Below are 515 nucleotides of genomic sequence, written 5' to 3'. Positions count from 1 at the left end.
AGGTCGCAAGTTCGAGACCGGCAGGATCGGCATCGTCGCCGATCAGCTCTTTCACGAGATCCGGTGCCAGCGACGCCATCGTGGCGCCGCGATCGAGCGGCCCGAGGCGCGCCTCGATGAAGGACTTCTGCCAGTCGCCATCGGCCTTGCCGAACGCCGGGCTGGTCTGTGCCAGCACGACTGCGGCCGCCATGAGCGGGCGCGTCGTCAGCCATTCCTGCACGATCATGCCGCCGATCGAGTGTCCGACGAGGATCGGTTTGCGGGCCTCGATCTGGTTCAGGAAATCCTGAAGCGCCGCCGCGAGAGTGGTGATGCTGACCGTGTCAAGTCTGGCGGACTGCCCGTAGCCCGGCATGTCCCAGGCCACGGCATGAAAGCGCTCGCCGAAATAAGCCAGCTGGCCGCGCCAGGCGCGCGCGGCGCCGCCGATGCCGTGGAGGAACACCAGGGTCTGCCGATCAGGCGCTCCCGCGGCCTCGTAGCCGAAGCGGCCGTCCTTNTGGTCAGGAGTT

The 515-nt window shown here is 67.5% G+C and carries 1 protein-coding gene; it reads right to left on the bottom strand.

Annotated elements, in window-relative coordinates:
* Window positions 1-515 (bottom strand): alpha/beta fold hydrolase (locus tag BRAS3809_RS21125; protein WP_035657422.1); only part of this gene is annotated, 515 nt, incomplete at both ends.

The organism is Bradyrhizobium sp. STM 3809, from assembly GCF_000239795.1.
GTDB lineage: Bacteria > Pseudomonadota > Alphaproteobacteria > Rhizobiales > Xanthobacteraceae > Bradyrhizobium.
This window is presented reverse-complemented; position numbering and strand designations above follow the sequence as displayed.